This window comes from Bacillus sp. K7, from assembly GCF_053903245.1.
This window is the reverse complement of sequence record NZ_CP096406.1, coordinates 28,946-47,765: the sequence shown is the minus strand read 5'-3', so window position 1 is coordinate 47,765 and position 18,820 is coordinate 28,946. Positions and strand designations below refer to the sequence as shown.

General features: G+C 44.2%; 17 protein-coding genes, 2 tRNA genes and 3 rRNA genes. 1 reads left to right on the top strand and 21 read right to left on the bottom strand.

The genetic code is table 11. From position 1 onward, the window contains the following. Window positions 1-67: 67 nt before the first annotated feature. The gene (locus tag M1D98_RS00255) at window positions 68-835 is read right to left on the bottom strand and encodes a TatD family hydrolase (RefSeq protein WP_121641677.1); all 768 of its coding nucleotides are present in this window, start codon (window positions 833-835) and stop codon (window positions 68-70) included. Between the two features lie 78 nt (window positions 836-913). Continuing rightward, window positions 914-2,908, bottom strand: a complete 1,995-nt coding sequence (metG, locus tag M1D98_RS00250; RefSeq protein ID WP_121641676.1) for a methionine--tRNA ligase — start codon at window positions 2,906-2,908, stop codon at window positions 914-916. 501 nt (window positions 2,909-3,409) lie between these two features. Here metG and abrB point away from each other — a divergent pair. Then, the gene (abrB, locus tag M1D98_RS00245; protein WP_039076459.1) at window positions 3,410-3,694 is read left to right on the top strand and encodes a transition state genes transcriptional regulator AbrB; all 285 of its coding nucleotides are present in this window, start codon (window positions 3,410-3,412) and stop codon (window positions 3,692-3,694) included. 48 nt (window positions 3,695-3,742) lie between these two features. Here abrB and rsmI read toward each other — a convergent pair whose 3' ends face one another. The 19 genes from rsmI to bofA all read right to left on the bottom strand — a co-directional run bounded on the left by rsmI (window position 3,743) and on the right by bofA (window position 18,760). Beyond that, complete coding sequence (gene rsmI, locus M1D98_RS00240) at window positions 3,743-4,621, bottom strand: 16S rRNA (cytidine(1402)-2'-O)-methyltransferase (protein WP_121641675.1); 879 nt, start codon at window positions 4,619-4,621, stop codon at window positions 3,743-3,745. Beyond that, the gene (locus tag M1D98_RS00235; protein WP_129550827.1) at window positions 4,596-4,895 is read right to left on the bottom strand and encodes a GIY-YIG nuclease family protein; all 300 of its coding nucleotides are present in this window, start codon (window positions 4,893-4,895) and stop codon (window positions 4,596-4,598) included. Before M1D98_RS00235 ends, rsmI begins: the two co-directional genes overlap by 26 nt. Further along, a complete protein-coding gene (locus M1D98_RS00230; RefSeq protein ID WP_129550828.1) occupies window positions 4,882-5,625 on the bottom strand; it encodes a tRNA1(Val) (adenine(37)-N6)-methyltransferase in 744 nt (247 codons plus the stop codon). The genes M1D98_RS00235 and M1D98_RS00230 overlap by 14 nt, the downstream gene beginning before the upstream one ends. 58 nt (window positions 5,626-5,683) lie before the next feature. Further along, window positions 5,684-6,043, bottom strand: coding sequence for a replication initiation-control protein YabA (gene yabA / locus M1D98_RS00225; RefSeq protein ID WP_039076463.1), 360 nt, complete (start codon window positions 6,041-6,043; stop codon window positions 5,684-5,686). A gap of 14 nt (window positions 6,044-6,057) precedes the next feature. Continuing rightward, window positions 6,058-6,885 carry a competence/sporulation regulator complex protein RicT gene (gene ricT, locus M1D98_RS00220; protein WP_003242158.1) on the bottom strand — a complete coding sequence of 276 codons (828 nt, stop codon included), beginning with the start codon at window positions 6,883-6,885 and terminating at the stop codon, window positions 6,058-6,060. Between the two features lie 2 nt (window positions 6,886-6,887). Further along, the gene (holB, locus tag M1D98_RS00215; RefSeq protein WP_121641672.1) at window positions 6,888-7,877 is read right to left on the bottom strand and encodes a DNA polymerase III subunit delta'; all 990 of its coding nucleotides are present in this window, start codon (window positions 7,875-7,877) and stop codon (window positions 6,888-6,890) included. A gap of 11 nt (window positions 7,878-7,888) precedes the next feature. Continuing rightward, window positions 7,889-8,329, bottom strand: coding sequence for a YaaR family protein (locus M1D98_RS00210; RefSeq protein ID WP_039076465.1), 441 nt, complete (start codon window positions 8,327-8,329; stop codon window positions 7,889-7,891). Between the two features lie 12 nt (window positions 8,330-8,341). Further along, window positions 8,342-8,671: a cyclic di-AMP receptor DarA gene (gene darA / locus M1D98_RS00205; RefSeq protein WP_003218295.1), complete on the bottom strand. Its 330-nt coding sequence runs from the start codon at window positions 8,669-8,671 to the stop codon at window positions 8,342-8,344. Window positions 8,672-8,745: 74 nt separating this feature from the next. After that, the gene (gene tmk / locus M1D98_RS00200; protein WP_039076466.1) at window positions 8,746-9,384 is read right to left on the bottom strand and encodes a dTMP kinase; all 639 of its coding nucleotides are present in this window, start codon (window positions 9,382-9,384) and stop codon (window positions 8,746-8,748) included. Then, window positions 9,381-10,820, bottom strand: coding sequence for an aminotransferase class I/II-fold pyridoxal phosphate-dependent enzyme (locus tag M1D98_RS00195; protein ID WP_039076467.1), 1,440 nt, complete (start codon window positions 10,818-10,820; stop codon window positions 9,381-9,383). Before M1D98_RS00195 ends, tmk begins: the two co-directional genes overlap by 4 nt. A gap of 81 nt (window positions 10,821-10,901) precedes the next feature. Then, window positions 10,902-12,050, bottom strand: a complete 1,149-nt coding sequence (locus M1D98_RS00190) for a toxic anion resistance protein (RefSeq protein ID WP_039076468.1) — start codon at window positions 12,048-12,050, stop codon at window positions 10,902-10,904. Window positions 12,051-12,068: 18 nt separating this feature from the next. After that, window positions 12,069-12,683, bottom strand: coding sequence for a 5-bromo-4-chloroindolyl phosphate hydrolysis family protein (locus M1D98_RS00185; RefSeq protein WP_435576157.1), 615 nt, complete (start codon window positions 12,681-12,683; stop codon window positions 12,069-12,071). 132 nt (window positions 12,684-12,815) lie between these two features. Next, complete coding sequence (csfB, locus tag M1D98_RS00180) at window positions 12,816-13,010, bottom strand: anti-sigma-G factor (RefSeq protein ID WP_121641669.1); 195 nt, start codon at window positions 13,008-13,010, stop codon at window positions 12,816-12,818. Window positions 13,011-13,187: 177 nt separating this feature from the next. Beyond that, window positions 13,188-13,303 (bottom strand): 5S ribosomal RNA (gene rrf, locus M1D98_RS00175). Between the two features lie 127 nt (window positions 13,304-13,430). Then, window positions 13,431-16,358, bottom strand: a 23S ribosomal RNA gene (locus tag M1D98_RS00170). Between the two features lie 81 nt (window positions 16,359-16,439). Beyond that, window positions 16,440-16,515: transfer RNA gene (locus M1D98_RS00165), tRNA-Ala, on the bottom strand. Between the two features lie 11 nt (window positions 16,516-16,526). Next, window positions 16,527-16,603 (bottom strand) — tRNA-Ile (locus M1D98_RS00160). 100 nt (window positions 16,604-16,703) lie between these two features. Continuing rightward, window positions 16,704-18,253, bottom strand: a 16S ribosomal RNA gene (locus M1D98_RS00155). The 16S, 23S and 5S rRNA genes sit together here with 2 tRNA genes alongside, the layout of an rRNA operon. Before the next feature lie 243 nt (window positions 18,254-18,496). Continuing rightward, window positions 18,497-18,760, bottom strand: coding sequence for a sigma-K factor-processing regulator BofA (bofA, locus tag M1D98_RS00150; RefSeq protein WP_435576227.1), 264 nt, complete (start codon window positions 18,758-18,760; stop codon window positions 18,497-18,499). Window positions 18,761-18,820 lie beyond the last annotated feature (60 nt).

Genomic DNA, 18,820 nt, shown 5'->3' with positions numbered 1-18,820 from the left:
CATGTAGAACTTTTATGAATAAGCGCTGAAAAGGACAAGCTCTTACAAAACCCGCTAACGTTTTTTGTCAGTTTATACGGAAAAGTCTTTTTGCATTTTCAGTCGTGATTGAAGCAACCTCTTCATAAGTCATTCCTTTTAATTCAGCAATTTGCTCAGCCACATATTTTACATAGCTTGGCTCATTTCTTTTCCCGCGGAAAGGATGAGGTGTAAGAAACGGGCAGTCCGTTTCAATCAGCAAACGGTCATTCGGAATTTCCTTCACAACTTCCTTCGGCTTCTTCGCATTTTTGAATGTCACCGGTCCCCCGAATGATAAATAAAAATTCATTTTCATGCATTCTCTCGCCACTTCCGCACTTCCTGTAAAGCAGTGCATGATTCCGCCAACAGTTTCTGCGCCTTCCTCTTTCAAAATGGACACGACATCCTCCGTTGCATCACGGTTATGAATGATAATAGGCAAATTGACCTCTTTTGCTAAGGCGATTTGTTTTCTGAATATCTCTTTTTGAACGTCTTTAGGAGATTTATCCCAATGATAATCCAGTCCCATTTCACCGATCGCCACCACTTTTTCATGAGCAGAGAGCTCTTTGATCCATGCTAAATCTTCTTTTGTCATGTCAATCGCGTCAACAGGGTGCCAGCCGATGGCTGCATAAATAAAATCATACTCCTCTATCATTTCCATCGCACGGGTAATGGTCGGACGATCAAATCCAACTACGACAATTCGTTCTACTTGTTCAGCTTTTGCCCGTTCAATCACCTCTTCTAAATCAGTATCATATTGTTCTGCATTTAAATGCGCGTGTGTGTCAAACAACATAAGTAAAAAACTCCTTTCTTGTCGAAACACAAAAGGTGTTCGACGAATTGTTACACGTGAAACACCTTTTGTTTATCATTATTTAATTCTTGTGCCTGTCGGTAATGACTGATCGATAGATACGACTTTTAATGCGCCGTCTGCTTCCCCTGCAAGAATCATGCCTTGAGAAAGCTCTCCTCTCAGCTTAACCGGCTTTAGATTTGTTACACATACGAGTTTTTTGCCAATAAGCTCTTCAGGTGTATAATGCTTCGCGATACCTGAAACAACTTGGCGTTTTTCAAAACCTAGATCCAGCTGCAACTTCAATAAACGGTCTGCTTTTTTCACAGGCTCAGCCTCGATGACCTCTGCCACACGAAGCTCTACATCCATGAATTGATCAATCGTAATTTCCGGTAAGCGATCAACCTCTTGCGGCTCTTCTTCTTTTGTTTCTTCTTTAGCTGGCGCCGAGCCTTGCATCTTGTCTTTGATATAAGCAATTTCTTCTTCTGCCTCTAAACGTGGGAATAACGGCTCGCCTTTTTGCACTTTTGCATCTTTCAGTTGGCCGAAAGCTGTAATGCTGTCCCATGATTTCAACGCTTCATCCGTAATGCCCAGCTGCTCAAACATTTTCTCCGGTGTTTTTGTGAGGAACGGCTGAAGCAGTATTGCTGAAATACGCAATGACTCTGCCAAATGATACATAACTGAATGAAGTTCTTCTTCTTTGTCCGGATCCTTCGCAAGCACCCATGGAGCTGTCTCATCAATATATTTATTTGTACGGCTGATCAGCTGCCATAACGTTGAAAGAGCTACTGAGAACTCCATGTTTTCCATTGCCTTCTCGTAATTCTTTACTGTTTCTTCAGCGACTGAAGCGAGCGTTTGGTCAAATTCTGTTACAGTACCTTTGTAAGAACCGATTTGTCCGTCGAAATACTTATTGATCATCGCAACAGTACGATTCAATAGGTTTCCTAAATCATTTGCTAGATCATAGTTAATCCGCTCAACAAATCCTTCCGGCGTGAATACGCCGTCAGATCCGAATGGCACTTCGCGAAGCAGGTAATAACGTAGCTCATCTAAACCGTACCGTTCAATTAATGTAACCGGATCTACAACGTTCCCTTTTGATTTCGACATTTTTCCGTCCTTCATCAAAAGCCAGCCATGCGCAAATACTTGCTTCGGCAGCGGCAGATCGAGTGCCATCAACATAATTGGCCAATAAATGGTGTGGAATCGCACAATCTCCTTACCGACTAAATGAACATCGGCAGGCCAATATTTTTGATAAAGCTCATCATTTTCTGTATCATAACCGAGTGCTGTTAAATAGTTAAATAGTGCATCGATCCATACATATACAACATGTTTTGGATTTTCCGGCACCTTCACGCCCCAATCAAACGTGGTACGTGATACAGCTAAATCCTCAAGTCCAGGCTTGATGAAGTTGTTAATCATTTCATTTTTACGTGATTCCGGCTGGATGAATGTTGGATTTTCTTCATAGAACTTTAGAAGGCGATCGGCATATTTCCCCATACGGAAGAAATAAGATTCCTCTTTGATTAATTCCACCGGATGACCGCTGTCAGGGCTTTTTCCGCCAATGACCTCTCCCTTTTCATTCCGTTCGATATCAACGAGCTGAGTTTCCGTGTAGAATGTTTCATCAGGGATACTGTACCAGCCTTCATATTGATCAAGATAGATGTCCCCATTATCAAGGAGTTTTTGAAAGACCTTTTCAATGACAACTTTATGCCGTTTTTCTGTCGTACGGATAAAATCGTCGTTTGAGATTTCAAGTTGTTTCCAAAGTTTTTGAATATCTGCCGCTGCGCGATCCACATACTCCTGAGGTGTAATGTTTTCCTGCTCAGCTTTTTGTTGGATCTTTTGTCCATGCTCGTCCGTTCCCGTTAAATAACGAACATCAAACCCTTTTAATCTTTTGTAACGCGCCATTGCATCTCCCGCGACTGTCGTATACGCATGGCCGATATGTAATTTTCCGCTCGGATAATAAATCGGTGTTGTAATGTAAAAAGTATTGTTTTCTTGCGGCATCTTGAAACCTCCCAATCAGAATGTCAAAAAGCTCCCGCCCAAAGGACGAGAGCGGCGATAAGTGCAAATCATAAAATGATGATTATTTATATTTATCCTTTATCTATGATACCATCTTAGCCTTTAAGATCAAGAATATATACGTGTGCCAAGGAAAAGAATAATGAATTTGAAAAATCTTTTATGAAAGTAAAAAAAGTCTGTTCATGTCGAATTTTGTCGTATATAATCAAATAAAATAAACAACCTTAGTTCAAAAGTCTTGATTTAAAAGGATTTTTAGTAGGATAATAGCTTTATTAAAAGTTTATAAAAAGCTGTTATTTCAGTAGTTTCTGATACATTACTGACTATAAGAACTAATTCTTACAATCAATAGCAAACAAAATGATTGACGATTATTGGAAACCTTGTTATGCTATGAAGGTAAGGATTTTGTCGAATAATGACGAAGAAAAATATAATTCAACCAAATAATCATCTCTTGGGAGGAGAAAGTTTATGAAATCTACTGGTATTGTACGTAAAGTTGATGAATTAGGACGTGTAGTTATTCCTATCGAGTTGCGTCGTACTCTTGGAATCGCAGAAAAAGATGCTCTTGAAATTTATGTTGATGATGAAAAAATCATCCTTAAAAAATATAAACCAAACATGACTTGCCAAGTAACAGGTGAAGTTTCTGATGATAATCTTAAACTTGCTAACGGTAAATTGGTTCTTAGTAAAGAAGGCGCTGAACAAATCATCAGCGAAATCCAAAACCAGCTTCAAAACCTTAAATAATCATTTCTTTTACAAAAAACGTTCTTGTTATGACACAAGAACGTTTTTTTATTGCTGAATATGGTAAGCATCGTACACTTCACGCTTTGGAACATTGCGATCAACTGCTGCTTTTTTTATAGCCTCTTTAGATGTAGCGCCTTTCGCGATGTAATGCTCGACATGTGCTTTAGGCGTGAGGGGCTCCCACCATTGTGCTTCCTCATCTGATTCTTCATTTTTATTGCCTTCTACGACGAGGCAAAACTCACCGCGTATCTGATCCTCGTTTGCCCATTCGATAACCTCAGATATCGTGCCTCTGATGAACTCTTCATATTTCTTGGTAAGCTCACGCGTCACAGCAATTTCTCGATCTCCTAATACCTCTGCCATCGCTGACAAGGTTTCCTTAAGTCTGTGAGGCGCTTCATAAAAGATGATCGTTTCCTGCCGTTTTTTCAGACTTTCCAGCTCCTTCTTCTTTTCTTTTTTCTGCCTGTTCAGAAAACCGTAAAAGAAGAAAGGCTGCGGGACAATACCAGAAGCGATTAGAGCCGTTAATGCAGCATTTGCTCCCGGCAGCGGCACAACATAACCGCCTATCTCCGTAAAATCCTTCACGATTTCCGCTCCCGGATCAGAGATGGTCGGCAGCCCAGCATCACTGACAAGGGCAATGTTTTTTCCGGTTTTCAGCCATTCAATGATTTTGTGTCCGCTGCTTTCTTTATTATGTTCGTGATAACTAACGAGCGGTGTTTCAATTTCGTATACATGACAAAGCTTTTTCGTTTGTCTCGTATCTTCCGCAGCAATTGCATCCACTGATTTCAGGGTGTCTATCGCCCGGAATGTCATATCCTCTAAATTTCCGATTGGTGTTGGGACCAAATATAGAATTCCCATGTCTGACTTTCCATTAAAGCTCATTTGGCGTCTTAACATATACAGCCTCCTTGCTGTTCCGCTTTTCTTCTATATAAAGCTCTTTTTTCTTCCGAGTCATTTTTTTGAAATAATATTCCGCCTGCATCGCTTCCCGCTTCGTTGAGAAAGCTTCGGCAAAAATCAATTCAACTGGACGTCTTACTTTTGTATACTTTGCGCCCTTCCCATCATTATGTGTTTTTACTCGTTTCTGCAGATCGTTGGTATACCCGGCATACCAACTATTGTCTTTACATTTCACAACGTAGAAAAAATGGTTATTTGTCTCCATATAAAATGGTCCTGATTTCTTTTGTGTATTCATTTTGTTCATTATAAACGAACAAAGGGGGGAGTATTTTTAAATCCGGACGTCCGCCTTTAATGCCTTCAACCAAAATGGTATTGGCTTCTTTCCCTTGCTTCGGATAGACAAATTGCACACGCTTCGGCTCGATTTGGTAAGCCTTCATCAGTTCAAAAATCTCTAATAGCCGTCCCGGCCGGTGAACAAGGGCTGCCTTTCCCCCTTGCTTGAGCAGCTTGCTGCTGACTGAAATGACATCCTCCAATGTGCAGTGAATTTCATGTCTTGCGATTCTAAGATGCTCATTCATATTTTGTTCTGTTTGCTTCGGCGTTTTAAAATACGGCGGATTGCAGGTGACAACATCATATCGATTATGTCCCAGCTTCTCCGGCATGTTTTTCAAATCCTCATGTATCATTTGAATCTGATCCTGTAGCTGATTATACTCCACACTGCGAACAGCCATATCATGGAGCCTTTCTTGAATTTCAACTCCAAGAATGTCCGCTTTTGATCTTGTGCTGAGCAGCAGCGGCACAATGCCATTGCCTGAGCATAGATCAACGATTTTTCCTTTTTGAATTGGAACGTAGGCAAACTTGGACAGCAGCACAGCGTCCAATGAAAATGCAAACACCGTTGGACTTTGTATGATTTTCATGTCCTCTGCCAGCAAATAATCTAATCTTTCATCATCACGTAATGAAACCATCTTCTTATCCTTTCAGTACCTTTGAAAAAGGCTCCCGTCTTATGCGGAAGCCTTTTCCTTATTTTTTATTTAAGAATGACAGACAGAACAGACAATCTTCTTTTCGAACACTTCCATAGTGAACATTGCAGATATGAAATCCTTCTTGATACAGACGTGCCAGATTATCATATCCTTCCCCTATATCAGTTTGCTCTGTCTTCTGTGTTTTTGATTCTTTTTTATCAGCTTTGAACTTTTCAATCTGCTGCGTCGTATCGTCCAGCCGTTTGCGCAAATTCTTGTTTTCAAGCTGTAAATGATGATTTTCTTCAATCATCTCACCGATATGCTGCTTCAAATCCCCCAGCTGTCGGTACAGTGAGCCAATTTGTTCTTCTAAGTTAATGACGGTATCAAATAACTCTTTTTTATCCAAGGTTCCACACCTCGTTAATCTGTGGTTTGTGCGGATACGACGCCCTCTTCCAAGAGCTCTTCCCAAGTATATTCTATCACTTTTTCACGGTTTATCAGTTCCACCTGAAGCACCCGTTCCAGAATATTAAGTCCGACGACCTTTGCAGGGCCGTTGGCTGTCGTAATCATTTCTCCTATATCCGGAAGCTGTTCTTTGGCCGTCTCATACTCATCGTTCTCATATTTTAAACAGCACATCAGACGTCCGCAAAGACCTGAAATCTTCGTAGGATTTAAAGACAAGTTTTGGTCCTTGGCCATTTTAATGGAAACAGGTTCAAAATCTCCAAGGAACGTTGAACAGCAAAGCATTCTTCCGCAAGGACCGATTCCTCCGAGCATTTTCGCCTCATCCCTTACTCCGATTTGACGCAGCTCAATTCTTGTTTTAAAGATAGAGGCCAAATCTTTTACAAGCTCTCTAAAGTCTACCCGACCGTCAGCAGTGAAGTAAAAAATAACTTTATTGCGGTCAAACGTAAATTCAACATCGACCAGCTTCATATCCAAGCCATGTTCAGCCACTTTCTTTTGACAGATGTCAAATGCTGATAAAGCTTCCTGTTTGTTTTCTTCTACGATGAGAAGGTCACGCTCGTCAGCCACACGTATCACTTTTCGAAGGGGCAGCACGACGTCGTGCTCATCCACCTGTTTATTCGCAATCACGACCTGGCCGTACTCAACGCCTCTGACAGTTTCTACAATAACGCAGCTGTCATGTTCTATATGAAATCCATTTGGATCAAAATAATATATTTTACCCGCTTTCTTAAAGCGGACTCCAATTACATTGTACAAGCTTATCCCTCCTGCAACATTAACACCAAGTGCTCCATTAATCCTTGTACATTCACATTGGAATGAAGCCGTTTCTTTGCTTCTAAAACAGCAAGAATCTGATTCGTAACGCTTTGTTGTGTCGATTGTAACGCATGCTGTTTTATTGATTGGAATAAGTCTTGATAAATCAATTTATCTTCATTTCCTATTTGGATGGACAACACATCGCGATATATCAATAAGAGCATATCAAGACCCATTTCTTGATGGGTTTTTTCTTTGAAAAAGGGCATCCATTGATCTTGAATAAAGAAAAAAGCATGTCCTTTCCGCTGGTGTAGGACTTCATACAATTTTATCACTTTCGCTCTAGACTCTGCAAACTCATCATTTCGACTCAATTCGACTGCTTCTGCTACATTATTGGTCATGTTGGCCAGAAGCCTTGCCATATGAGGCGAGACCTCTTGTTCGATGAGTCTATCTTCAATTGCTTTGGGCTGCAAAGGCTGAAAGGGAAGGGTTTGGCACCTTGAAATGATGGTATCCAATAACCGTTGGGGCTGCTCCGTGATGAGGATGGCCATTGTATCTTTATTCGGTTCTTCTAAAAATTTCAGCAGGCTGTTCGCCGCATTCGCTGTCATTTGATCTGCATGAGAAATAATATACAGCTTTTTATGCGATTCAAGCCCTGTCTTAGAAAACTCCTCTTGTAGCGCTTGAATTTGCGCCTTTTTGATCGATAAACCATCAGGCTGGACAAGATGGAGATCAGGGTGGTTCCCTGACTCAATCCGTTTACAGTTTCGGCAGCTCTCACAAGGCTCCGCGCCAACCTCCAGGCAAAAAAAGCTTTTCGCAAGAAGCAGCGCGGCATCAAGCTTGCCTGTTCCTTTTTTTCCCTCAAACAAATAAGCGTGTGATAGTCTGTCCTTCTCAATACTATTATATAAAAGCTTCATCACTCTGGGCTGAAGCTCGTTCATTTCATTCCAAGATATTGCCATTATATCACTCTCTATGTGTAAAGGTTAATCAATAAACCTTTTATTTCGCCAATACGCTCCAGCAAATCAATTGCCGGTTTTTCCTGATCCATCATCTCTTCCGTAAGCTGTATCAATTTGTCGTCGATTTCTTTTACAAGTCCCAGCGTTCTGCTGTTGCCATATAGGTCAAAGCTTTTCGATGTTTCATGTGAAAGCCCGCTGTCTACGGCCTCTTTGACAAAACGCTTCACCTGTCCTTTGAACCTCGCCAAGTCTTTAAAATTGCGGGATTTCGTCAACCTTTTTCCAAATGCCTCGATATCTGATAACAGCCGAGTGAGCTGATCAAATTTCAATTTGCTGCTTTGGTTTTCCATCGATGTTTTAAACGACGCTGTCATCTCAGATGTTTTCACAGAAGGAAGCTGTTTATTATCTATAAATGTACGTATATCTTTATTAATTTTCACAGTTTCAAATCCTTAAAATTGATGAAATTCATCGACTGGAAGGACAAATACTGTCGCTCCGCCAACTTCCACTTCGACTGGATAAGGGACATATGAATCAGCATTTCCACCCATTGGAGATACAGGCGCAATCATCTGATCACGTTTCTGTCCGTTTTCTTTAATGAGGCTCAATGCTTTATCGACGCGTATATCTTCGACACCAATCATAAACGTTGTATTACCTGATTTTAGAAATCCTCCCGTCGTCGCAAGCTTTGTCACTCTAAAGTTGTGATCCGTTAAGGTTTTCAAAAGCCGGTTGCTGTCCTGATCTTGTACAACTGCCACTATCAATTTCATCTGTGAAGGCCTCCTTTAGATTGGAAACAACAATGATCTCGTTTACATTATTATATCAACTATTGGTAAACAGGTCACAATTGAATTTTTTTCAACGCTTCATTGATCACCTTCATAACGTCCTGAACAACGAGGTCTTTGGATTGGCTGGCATCAACAGAGTGAAATCTTTCCGGGAATCGTTTCATCAGCTCTTGATAACCTTCCTGTACCTTTGTATGGAAGCTTAATTTTTCTAAATCGAGCCTGTTTTTCTCCCGCGAGCCGTTTGCGTAAATGCGCTTCAGTCCTTCTTCCGGACTAATTGAAAAATAAACCGTTACATGGGGCATCATATCGCCGATAGCAAACTCATTAATTGACAGAACCTCATCAATCCCAAGTCCTCTGGCATATCCTTGGTATGCAAGCGAGCTGTCTATGAATCTGTCACAAAGAACGACGTGCCCCTGTTCCAATGCTGGTTTTACTTTTTCAACTAAATGCTGGCGTCTTGCAGCCGCATATAAGAGAGCTTCTGTTTTTGGGTCCATTAATGTGTTGTTCTCATTCAGAATGACCTCTCGAATTTGTTCTGCAATATCTATGCCGCCTGGCTCTCGAGTTGCTGTAACCTGAAGGCCCTCTGCTGTCAGTATGTTGTTGATTTCCTGCAGAACAGTCGTTTTCCCCGCACCTTCTGGACCTTCGAATGTAATAAATAAACCGCTCATGATTTCTCCTCTTCTATATAAACAAGTAGTTGTTTCTCTTTGATTTTCGTATTCCCTTGAACATGCATTTTCATGCTGATCAAGCGGCTGAGCTTTTGCACACTTTCTTTTGTCATTCTTTCTCCCGCCATAATCATCGGAATACCCGGAGGATAAGGAATGACATCCTCTGCGTTCAGCCGGCCTGCCGCTTCATCAAAGTCCACATATTCTTTTTTGAACGTTTGCAGCTCTTTTTTTTGATAAGGCAAGACAGTAACAGGCCGCGTTGCCCATTCTCCAGAAACAAACACCTGATCGGGAGGCGTTTTTTCAATCTCTTCATCAATGAATTTTATCGTTTCAGCGCTTATTCTGCGATTTCCTCCCAATGGAAGAACGAGCAAGACTTGATTTTCATCCGCAAGCTCAGTGAATATGTTGGCACGTTCTAATATGTTTTGCAGCGTATACCCTGAATGCCCACGTTTTGAACGTAATGTAAGCTTGAGGGGATCCGTAATCATCCGTGGATCGGCCGGCTTGACAGCTTCTGCATTTCTAAGTGAATCAAACGTTTGTTTAAGTAATTGTATTCGCTGCAGAATGTCAGAAAGCTTTTGTTCTTCTATTATATGCTGTACATAAGCGCGGGCAATGTCTAACGAAGCCATAATCGGATAAGAAGGGCTGCTGCTTTGTAATCGATTTAAATACTCTGCCACCCGATTCCGGTCAACTCTGCTGCTGTTAAGGTGCAAATAAGAACCCATCGTCATGGCAGGCAGCGTTTTATGAGCCGACTGAACAACGATATCTGCCCCCATCGTTAAAGCTGAGGACGGAAAAGGCTCCCCTAAAATAAAATGTGCGCCATGCGCTTCATCGACTAAAACAGGAATCCCGTAATGATGGGCCTCTGAAATGATTTCGGTCAAATCAGCACTATGCCCGTAATATGTCGGATGGGTCAGCACCAAGCCTTTCGCATCTGGATATGCTGCCAAGGCTTCTTTAACTGTTTTTAACGGAACATGAGTAGGCACATGCATCGCTGAATCAATGTCGGGTGCAAGATAAACTGGCTCAGCACCAGCCATATCAACAGCATGAAACACAGATTTATGACAGTTTCTTTGAACCAGAATTATATCACCCGGTTCACAAACAGATAAGATCATCGCTAGGTTCCCGACAGTTGTTCCATTCACCAGAAAAAAACTTTCCGTTGATCTATATAATTGACTGACAAGCTCCTGTGCTTCCTTAATTACCCCAGAAGGATGATGGAGGTCATCCAGTCCTGTCAGTTCAGTTACATCAATGGTAAGAAGCGGACCGAATAACGACTTAGCGTCATCAAAAAAGACATCTCCATTGTGATGTCCCGGAACATGAAATGAATGAGAATCTCTTCTCGCATGATGAATCAGTGCTTTATATAAAGGTGTGTTCATTAAAACAATCCTTTGAATGTGTTTTCTTATCCTTATTATATCGTGCCTCTGACAGAACTTAAAGATAAGACTTACTGGTAACTACCTTTCCTTCATCGTAAGCAGCTTATGCTTCAGATCGTCTTCCATCACCATGAGTTCTTCTTCTGCCCGACGGCGTTTGATTCGTCCTTCTTCTTGTATGGTCAGCGTTTCTTCAAGCGTGCTGATTAAGCTTTCCTGCACCTTTTTTAACGTATCGATATCTACAAGGCCTCGTTCATTCGCCCTCGCAGTTTCAATTGTATTGGTCTTCAAAAGCTCCGCATTTTTCAGCAAGAGCTCGTTGGTTGTATCTGATACTTTTTGTTGGGCATCTACTGCATTGCGCTGCCTTAAAAGCGTCAGCGCAATCGCTACTTGGTTTTTCCAAAGCGGAATCGCTGTCACAATGGATGACTGAATTTTTTCAGCTAACGCTTGATTTGTATTCTGAATCAGCCTGATTTGCGGGGCACTTTGGATTGTGATTTGCCTGCTGAGCAGCAAATCATGCACCCTTTTATCTAAACGGTCAGCAAATTGAACCAAATCGTTTACTTCTTGAACTGCCATTTGATTGTGCTCGCTTGATTCAGCCTTTTGCTTTAGTTGAGGGATTGTTTTTGTTTTTAATTCCTCCAGCTTCAGTTCTCCCGCAGCAATATATACATTCAACGCCGTGAAATACTCTTTATTTTTTTCGTATAGCTGCTCTAACAGCTTATTGTCACTGATTAAAGCATTTCTAGAGTGTTCCAGCTTCAAGCTGATTCTGTCTATCTGTACGCTGGTCTTTTGATATTTAGACAGCACCTCCTGAAGAGAATTCGACACTCTTCCAAACACGCGCGAAAAAAATCCTTTTTTCCTAGACTGAAGATCATCGGGATTTACTTGCTCCAGCTTTTTCATCAGCTCTCCAAGTATTTCACCAATCTCCCCGACATCCTTCTTTTGAACATGATCAATCATAGTATGAGAAAAATTCAGCAGTTTGGACTGAGCTTGTGAACCGTATAAGACAATACTTTGCATATTTTTATGATCGATCTGCCCAGCAAGCTGAATTGCTTTTTCCTTGTTTTCCTCGGGAAGAACATCAATAAGGCGCACTTGCTGCTTCTCCGCTTTTACTGCCTCCGCCTCTATTTCTCCAAAAGGGTCCGCCAATAACTCATCGATATGAAGGTCGCTTTGATCTCGGTCCATCGCTCTTACCCTCTTCCATTATTTCTTTAATGAATGCTTCGCTGCATCTAATTCAAATTGCAGTTCGTCAATATCATCACCCATTAATTGAGTTAAATCTTCCTCTAAACGCTTTGCCAGTTCAGCGAGTGTGATGCGTGCCTCACTCAGTGACGTCGCCAGCTCTTTGCTTTTTTTCGGATGTGATGATAAAAAGGCATACTTCTCTGTCAGTTCAACAACTGAATCGAGCGTTTGGTAAAAAAATCGCTCAGCCTGATAAAACCGCTTCGGTTCTTTTTTTGCAAGAATATAAATCCTTCTGACAAGTCTCAGCATTTCTGCATTTTGTTTAAACATTTGTATGCTTTTCGCTTGAAATAAAGCTTTTCGAAGGCGTATGATTTTATGCCTTGCTTCCTCTAGGTTTTTCTTTATATAGGCATATTCTCTTCCTGTCAGTCCATGCTTCTTGAGAAACAACCGCCTTGAATTCCAAACACCAGTTGTATATACGACTAGTCCTGAAGCGAGCCCATATACAAATGATAAAAAAAGAGGCTGATTCAGACCGAAAAAGCACAGTATTCCTATGAAAACAAAAGTCGCACTGCTCGTGAAACTCCATATTAAAAAGTGAAGAAATCTCTGCATGAGATCATCGACTCCTGTGTATATTCTCAGTTTTAATATTATTATCTACTACGATCAATCCCTAAACAAGTTTCATTACTTTTTATTAACTCATTTCTTTTAAAAGAATACAAAAAAAGACCTCTTCAGGTCTTAAGAATATAATGGCGGTGTATGAATGCTTTTAAGCTTTTTTACATAAAAGGCATAGTCAGGATCTGAAGTTGATGTAGAAATTACTTTTCTCTCACAATCTAAGCATATGAATTTCGTATAAAGATGAATGCCTCTATCCTTCTCTTGATCACAAATTACACATGTATGATTTAGTTTACCTGTTTCGTCCATCGTCCCCACCTCCGTACAATTAGCCTTTCCTTAAATCATCTATTGTATACACTATTTAGATCTTTTTGAAACTTGAAATCAGTATATGGGCTATATAAGCTGTCGGTGTTTGTATTTATTGATTTTACCAATTGTGAACAAACAAAAAACCCAGCTCAATGAGCTGGGTTTTACCTTGCTTGGCGGCGTCCTACTCTCACAGGGGGAAACCCCCGACTACCATCGGCGCTGAAGAGCTTAACTTCCGTGTTCGGCATGGGAACGGGTGTGACCTCTTCGCTATCGCCACCAAACAAATGCCTTCAGGATGAAGGTACTGGGCGTCTCTCACAGGATGTGAGAGCCCTTAGCGGAGTTTCTTTCCGCCTTTTAGAGAGTGTTCTCTCAAAACTAGATAACAGATGTGACATCAATCAAAATGTGGTTAAGTCCTCGATCGATTAGTATCTGTCAGCTCCATGTGTCGCCACACTTCCACCTCAGACCTATCAACCTGATCATCTTTCAGGGATCTTACTTCCTTGCGGAATGGGAAATCTCATCTTGAGGGGGGCTTCATGCTTAGATGCTTTCAGCACTTATCCCGTCCGCACATAGCTACCCAGCGATGCCCTTGGCAGAACAACTGGTACACCAGCGGTGCGTCCATCCCGGTCCTCTCGTACTAAGGACAGCTCCTCTCAAATTTCCTGCGCCCGCGACGGATAGGGACCGAACTGTCTCACGACGTTCTGAACCCAGCTCGCGTACCGCTTTAATGGGCGAACAGCCCAACCCTTGGGACCGACTACAGCCCCAGGATGCGATGAGCCGACATCGAGGTGCCAAACCTCCCCGTCGATGTGGACTCTTGGGGGAGATAAGCCTGTTATCCCCGGGGTAGCTTTTATCCGTTGAGCGATGGCCCTTCCATGCGGAACCACCGGATCACTAAGCCCGACTTTCGTCCCTGCTCGACTTGTAGGTCTCGCAGTCAAGCTCCCTTGTGCCTTTACACTCTGCGAATGATTTCCAACCATTCTGAGGGAACCTTTGGGCGCCTCCGTTACCTTTTAGGAGGCGACCGCCCCAGTCAAACTGCCCACCTGACACTGTCTCCCCGCCCGATAAGGGCGGCGGGTTAGAAGGTCAATACAGCCAGGGTAGTATCCCACCGATGCCTCCACCGAAGCTGGCGCTCCGGTTTCCAAGGCTCCTACCTATCCTGTACAAGCTGTACCAACATTCAATATCAGGCTGCAGTAAAGCTCCACGGGGTCTTTCCGTCCTGTCGCGGGTAACCTGCATCTTCACAGGTACTATAATTTCACCGAGTCTCTCGTTGAGACAGTGCCCAGATCGTTGCGCCTTTCGTGCGGGTCGGAACTTACCCGACAAGGAATTTCGCTACCTTAGGACCGTTATAGTTACGGCCGCCGTTTACTGGGGCTTCAATTCGCACCTTCGCTTACGCTAAGCGCTCCTCTTAACCTTCCAGCACCGGGCAGGCGTCAGCCCCTATACTTCGCCTTACGGCTTCGCAGAGACCTGTGTTTTTGCTAAACAGTCGCCTGGGCCTATTCACTGCGGCTCTCTCGGGCTTGCACCCTAACAGAGCACCCCTTCTCCCGAAGTTACGGGGTCATTTTGCCGAGTTCCTTAACGAGAGTTCTCTCGATCACCTTAGGATTCTCTCCTCGCCTACCTGTGTCGGTTTGCGGTACGGGCACCTCTCACCTCGCTAGAGGCTTTTCTTGGCAGTGTGGAATCAGGAACTTCGCTACTATATTTCGCTCGCCATCACAGCTCAGCCTTATGGGAAACGGATTTGCCTATTTCCCAGCCTAACTGCTTGGACGCGGATATCCAATACCGCGCTTACCCTATCCTCCTGCGTCCCCCCATTGCTCAAATGGTGAGGAGGTGGTACAGGAATATCAACCTGTTGTCCATCGCCTACGCCTTTCGGCCTCGGCTTAGGTCCCGACTAACCCTGAGCGGACGAGCCTTCCTCAGGAAACCTTAGGCATTCGGTGGAGGGGATTCTCACCCCTCTTTCGCTACTCATACCGGCATTCTCACTTCTAAGCGCTCCACCAGTCCTTCCGGTCTGGCTTCACAGCCCTTAGAACGCTCTCCTACCACTGTTCGAAGAACAGTCCGCAGCTTCGGTGATACGTTTAGCCCCGGTACATTTTCGGCGCAGAGTCACTCGACCAGTGAGCTATTACGCACTCTTTAAATGGTGGCTGCTTCTAAGCCAACATCCTGGTTGTCTAAGCAACTCCACATCCTTTTCCACTTAACGTATACTTTGGGACCTTAGCTGGCGGTCTGGGCTGTTTCCCTTTCGACTACGGATCTTATCACTCGCAGTCTGACTCCCAAGGATAAGTCATTGGCATTCGGAGTTTGACTGAATTCGGTAACCCGGTAGGGGCCCCTAGTCCAATCAGTGCTCTACCTCCAAGACTCTTACCTTGAGGCTAGCCCTAAAGCTATTTCGGAGAGAACCAGCTATCTCCAGGTTCGATTGGCATTTCACCCCTACCCACACCTCATCCCCGCACTTTTCAACGTGCGTGGGTTCGGGCCTCCATTCAGTGTTACCTGAACTTCACCCTGGACATGGGTAGATCACCTGGTTTCGGGTCTACGACCACGTACTCATGCGCCCTATTCAGACTCGCTTTCGCTGCGGCTCCGCATCTTCTGCTTAACCTTGCACGGGATCGTAACTCGCCGGTTCATTCTACAAAAGGCACGCCATCACCCGTTAACGGGCTCTGACTACTTGTAGGCACACGGTTTCAGGATCTCTTTCACTCCCCTTCCGGGGTGCTTTTCACCTTTCCCTCACGGTACTGGTTCACTATCGGTCACTAGGGAGTATTTAGCCTTGGGAGATGGTCCTCCCGGATTCCGACGGAATTTCACGTGTTCCGCCGTACTCAGGATCCACTCAGGAGAGAACGAAGTTTTGACTACAGGGCTGTTACCTCCTATGGCGGGCCTTTCCAGACCTCTTCATCTACCTCGTTCCTTTGTAACTCCGTACAGAGTGTCCTACAACCCCAAGAGGCAAGCCTCTTGGTTTGGGCTAATCCCGTTTCGCTCGCCGCTACTCAGGGAATCGCATTTGCTTTCTCTTCCTCCGGGTACTTAGATGTTTCAGTTCCCCGGGTCTGCCTTCTCATATCCTATGAATTCAGATATGGATACCACTCCATTACGAGTGGTGGGTTTCCCCATTCGGAAATCTCCGGATCAAAGCTTGCTTACAGCTCCCCGAAGCATATCGGTGTTCGTCCCGTCCTTCATCGGCTCCTAGTGCCAAGGCATCCACCGTGCGCCCTTTCTAACTTAACCGTTAAAAAGAATCACTATGTGATATCTTGTCTTACTAATTGAATGTGATGTCTACTGTTATCTAGTTTTCAAAGAACACGTTGGTGGAGCCTAGCGGGATCGAACCGCTGACCTCCTGCGTGCAAAGCAGGCGCTCTCCCAGCTGAGCTAAGGCCCCAATATTTAAGATGGTGGGCCTGAGTGGACTCGAACCACCGACCTCACGCTTATCAGGCGTGCGCTCTAACCAGCTGAGCTACAGGCCCATCTTAACTTATAAGGAACAAAGTTCCTTCAAAACTAAACAAGACAGGGAACGTTCTGTTTATAAGACCCAAGGTCTTATATTCCGTAATATATCCTTAGAAAGGAGGTGATCCAGCCGCACCTTCCGATACGGCTACCTTGTTACGACTTCACCCCAATCATCTGTCCCACCTTCGGCGGCTGGCTCCTAAAAGGTTACCTCACCGACTTCGGGTGTTACAAACTCTCGTGGTGTGACGGGCGGTGTGTACAAGGCCCGGGAACGTATTCACCGCGGCATGCTGATCCGCGATTACTAGCGATTCCAGCTTCACGCAGTCGAGTTGCAGACTGCGATCCGAACTGAGAACAGATTTGTGGGATTGGCTTAACCTCGCGGTTTCGCTGCCCTTTGTTCTGTCCATTGTAGCACGTGTGTAGCCCAGGTCATAAGGGGCATGATGATTTGACGTCATCCCCACCTTCCTCCGGTTTGTCACCGGCAGTCACCTTAGAGTGCCCAACTGAATGCTGGCAACTAAGATCAAGGGTTGCGCTCGTTGCGGGACTTAACCCAACATCTCACGACACGAGCTGACGACAACCATGCACCACCTGTCACTCTGCCCCCGAAGGGGATGTCCTATCTCTAGGATTGTCAGAGGATGTCAAGACCTGGTAAGGTTCTTCGCGTTGCTTCGAATTAAACCACATGCTCCACCGCTTGTGCGGGCCCCCGTCAATTCCTTTGAGTTTCAGTCTTGCGACCGTACTCCCCAGGCGGAGTGCTTAATGCGTTAGCTGCAGCACTAAGGGGCGGAAACCCCCTAACACTTAGCACTCATCGTTTACGGCGTGGACTACCAGGGTATCTAATCCTGTTCGCTCCCCACGCTTTCGCTCCTCAGCGTCAGTTACAGACCAGAGAGTCGCCTTCGCCACTGGTGTTCCTCCACATCTCTACGCATTTCACCGCTACACGTGGAATTCCACTCTCCTCTTCTGCACTCAAGTTCCCCAGTTTCCAATGACCCTCCCCGGTTGAGCCGGGGGCTTTCACATCAGACTTAAGAAACCGCCTGCGAGCCCTTTACGCCCAATAATTCCGGACAACGCTTGCCACCTACGTATTACCGCGGCTGCTGGCACGTAGTTAGCCGTGGCTTTCTGGTTAGGTACCGTCAAGGTGCCGCCCTATTCGAACGGCACTTGTTCTTCCCTAACAACAGAGCTTTACGATCCGAAAACCTTCATCACTCACGCGGCGTTGCTCCGTCAGACTTTCGTCCATTGCGGAAGATTCCCTACTGCTGCCTCCCGTAGGAGTCTGGGCCGTGTCTCAGTCCCAGTGTGGCCGATCACCCTCTCAGGTCGGCTACGCATCGTTGCCTTGGTGAGCCATTACCTCACCAACTAGCTAATGCGCCGCGGGTCCATCTGTAAGTGGTAGCCGAAGCCACCTTTTATGTTTGAACCATGCGGTTCAAACAAGCATCCGGTATTAGCCCCGGTTTCCCGGAGTTATCCCAGTCTTACAGGCAGGTTACCCACGTGTTACTCACCCGTCCGCCGCTAACATCAGGGAGCAAGCTCCCATCTGTTCGCTCGACTTGCATGTATTAGGCACGCCGCCAGCGTTCGTCCTGAGCCAGGATCAAACTCTCCGATAAAAGTTTGACTGACTACGCACATCGCTGTGCGATTTGTTTAAAACTGAATTAACAGGTACGTTTTGTCTTGTTTAGTTTTCAAAGAACTTTACTGCCGCTCTTTAAGCGACTTTATAATCATATCATTTCCTGTCGCTTTCGTCAATAACTTTTTTCAATGACTTAATGTCGAAAAAGTGTTTCGTCATCAGCGACGTATATTAGAATAACACCTTAGGTAACTAAAGTCAACATATAATTTCATTAAATGATGAATTGTTTAATGACGACTAATGCCGCTATTCCCGGCACTCCTAAAATCCCACTGATCATTGTAGTGACAAGGTTGATCGGCACATGAATGCCAAGACTGCCGCCAAACATATTTACACAAACCAGCAGCAAAGCGCCCGCCACAAATTTAACAGCTGTGATGCCAATCCACTTTAAAGGTTTTGCAGATGAACCTGATAAAAATAGAAGAACAACCAGTCCTAAAATAATCCCTATAATCAAAATAGGCTCCATGAATCTTCTCATCTCCTTTGCTTATTCTAGTACAAGCTTATGAGAAGACCCAGGAGTTTA